Source organism: Falcatimonas sp. MSJ-15, from assembly GCF_018918265.1.
Taxonomy (GTDB): Bacteria; Bacillota; Clostridia; order Lachnospirales; family Lachnospiraceae; genus Falcatimonas.
Genome location: NZ_JAHLQC010000040.1, coordinates 1 through 3,237 on the forward strand (window position 1 = coordinate 1; position 3,237 = coordinate 3,237).

Here is a 3,237-nt window from a genome sequence, read left to right on the forward strand (position 1 = left end):
TGACTACGAAAAGAAATATTGGATAAAACTAAGACAAATGGAAATAAATGTGGCATAAGACAGATTATTGAGGTGAAAAGTTCATGTTTAACTTGTACTTTTTCTTGACATAGGACCACTGTTCTGTTTTGGAGATCCGACATCCATTTGCATCATAAGCATATGTACCACGGAACAGTGGATTTGACATTCCCGGAAAGACTGTCTCCATCTCCGTCAGCTGGCTTCTCTCATCATATGTATACGAAGTCCGCAGGCCATTACCATACAGCACTTCCGTCTGCATATCGTTTTTATCATACCGGTACTGTGCACGGATGCCATTGGAAGAACACACTTCTTCAAGTCTTCCTGCTTTATCGTAACCATATGACGTTTTCTGTTCACCCGTAATAAGTTCCCTCAGGCGGCCGCATGCATCATAATGGTTTTCATAAAGCGTCTTTCCCCATGCCCGTTTGCTAAGGACTCTTCCTTCTGTATCATGGGTATAGTGATAATCCGTGCCGTTTTCCGATGCCTCCACCAGATTTCCCTGTGCATCATAGGTATACAGGCTCCGGAGTTCAGGGGTTCTTTCTTCAAAGTTCCCGGCTTCATCTTCTGTTGCATGAAGCCTCTGTCTGAAATCAGCAAATGACACGTTTCTGGTTCCGGTTATCATAACCGGATTTCCATCCATGTTATAAACGGTCCGCACCAGATTTGCATTGGCATCCAGACGGCCGCTGCACCGTCCTTCCCTGTCATACCAAAAGTATTTGATGCTCTTGTTTTCTTTTTGGATGCTCCGGATCCGGTTATCTCCCCGGTAGCGGAAAACCGTCCGGTTTCCGTTGGCATCTTCTGCGACATTTAGATTTCCGGCATAATCATAATGGTATTTCTCTATGCCGCCATCCGGCAGGGTAACTTTTGTCACATGACCCCAGCGGTCTTTTTCATAGACGGTTGTATTCCCGTTTCCATCGGTTTCACTGTCCGGTCTGCCCCACACATCATACTCTGCCTGATAGAGCTTTGCTCCATTCGGTGCGGTAACGGTCCGGATCTGTCCGCCTGGATGATAAGCGAAGGTTGTGGTATTTCCCTCTCCATCCGTTCTTGCAATCACACGCCCCAGTGCATCATAGTCCAGTGTATATTCACAGTCTCCCATTCCGTTGATACGGGATCGTTCCCTTCCGAAACGGTCATAGACATAAGATGTTTTATCCCCCACCGGATTTGTCGCAGAGGCAAGTCTTCCGGTAAGGTCATACGCATACTTCCATGTTCCACCCAGGGAATCCTTCTGCTCAAGCAGATTTCCCCGGAAATCCCACACATAATGTCTGTTGTATGAAGAACTTTCCCTTCCGGTATCCGGTTCCCCACACAGACCTTCCTTCAGTGCCTTCTCATAACGGTGCGAATCCCCGTTCTCGATATTTCCATAGGCTTTCTCAAACGCATGGAACACGGCAAGGGCTTCTTTCCCCTGATAATACTCCTGTTCTGTGGCACGCTCCTGACACAGCTTTTCACTGTCTGCGCCTTCCGGATTTAAAAATTCCCGCAGTGCATTGCTGTCCATTCCGATCAGCAGCTGGTTCATTTCCCTTACCGTAGTCTGTCTGCCGTATAACTGCTCGGCAGAGACCGGACAGAAGTCTGCATATGTATAACGGATTCCGCGGAGGATATGGTGCCTGTCTTCTCTCTCCAGCTTATAGATCAAACGTTCTGCTTCATCATAGACCAGAAAGATCTTTCCGCCCTCCGGCAGTGTGACTCCCGTAAGGTTATCCGATGCATCATAGGTATACGCTGTTACCGATAATGTTTTGTCCCCTGCATCTTCTTTCTTTTCCACCAGCCGTCCGTTTTTGTCATAACGGTAGTACACGGTTCTTTGGGTTCCGCGGTCATCGATCACTGCCGTCTTTACTGTAGATAAAGATCTTCTTTTTTCTTTCATCCCGAAGCCGCCAATCGCTGTTACACTTTGTGAGGGTCACAGCATTCTGGGTGGAAAGCTTGACTTATTTAATATAATAAAATTTCACCAACTATTCTCTGTAAATTATTTTAACCATTTCTCTTGAAAAAAATCACCTGGTTTTTCCCAATAATGAACATTTTCACATGCACGTTCTATATCATCCATCTCATCCTTACCTTGTTCTAAATCAAACTCCGAAGACAAATATGTACGTATTTTTGCTAACCTATCAGATCCGGATGGATGCTAAGACACCGTTGAAAGTCATGGAAACGAGTTATACCTATGACAGCATGGAACGGCTGACAAAGGAAAGTCTTAATGGTGCAGTGACATCCTATGGCTATGATCTGGCAGGAAACCGGATTACCAAAAGCACGGATGGCCGAACAGAAAGTTATTTGTATAATAACCGAAATCAGCTGACGGAACTGCATCGTGAAAAGGACGTTGTACAATACAGCTATGACCCGGCAGGAAATCTGACGGAAGAAAATTACCTTACAGCGGACGGTGCATCAACCAAGAAGCTGCATTATGCGTACGACGTTTATAACCGTAATGTATCCGTAACAGGAGATGATTTCACACAGAAGAACCATTATGATGCAGAAGGCTACCGAGATTCCATCACCGAAAAGGACAAGGTCACAAACTTTGTATATCAGGGTGGAATGCTCCTTCACGAACTGGATGAAGAAAAAAATCCGGTAAGGCATTATGTACTTGGCAATGAATATATCGGGTTGGATCACAATTATTACCTGACGGATGAGCAGGGAAGTGTACGATATGTACTGGATGCAGCCGGAAACGTACAGAATGATTACCGGTATAATGCGTTTGGTCAAAAAATTGCAGGACAGGAAAATATTCCGAACCGTCTAAAGTATAATGCACAGATCGAGGATGACCTGACGGGACTTTACTATCTGCGTGCGCGATATTATAATACAGGTATCGGACGGTTCACGCAGGAAGATGTAATCTATAATGATGGACTGAATCTGTATGCGTACTGTAGCAGTAATCCGGTGATGTATGCGGATCCGAGTGGGTATGCTGGGGGATCGGTAAAGCAAAAAACATGTGGGTCTAAAGAGAGTGGTAGTAAACCTAGTAAAATACAATTTTCTGAGAATCCAGATGACTTTAATCCAGAAGGATTGAGAAAAATTGGACCTTTCGGAACAAAAAATGGAAAAATAATTAAATGGTTAGATGAAAACAATAAGGCGGTATATGAATGGGAT

At 44.7% G+C, this 3,237-nt stretch carries 2 protein-coding genes; one reads left to right on the forward strand and one right to left on the reverse strand.

Annotated elements, in window-relative coordinates; genetic code table 11:
* Positions 1 to 64 precede the first annotated feature (64 nt).
* On the reverse strand, positions 65 to 1,960 hold the full coding sequence (locus KQI85_RS16080; protein WP_216577043.1) for an RHS repeat domain-containing protein: 1,896 nt from the start codon (positions 1,958 to 1,960) through the stop codon (positions 65 to 67).
* A 263-nt stretch (positions 1,961 to 2,223) separates the two neighbouring features.
* Here KQI85_RS16080 and KQI85_RS16085 point away from each other — a divergent pair.
* The coding region (locus KQI85_RS16085) for an RHS repeat domain-containing protein (protein ID WP_216577044.1) at positions 2,224 to 3,237 on the forward strand (1,014 nt) is incomplete at its 3' end.

Excerpts from the sequence above, each read along its gene's own strand:
- KQI85_RS16080 (WP_216577043.1), bottom strand. The coding sequence starts at position 1,960 with ATGAAAGAAAAAAGAAGATCTTTATCTACAGTAAAGACGGCAGTGATC.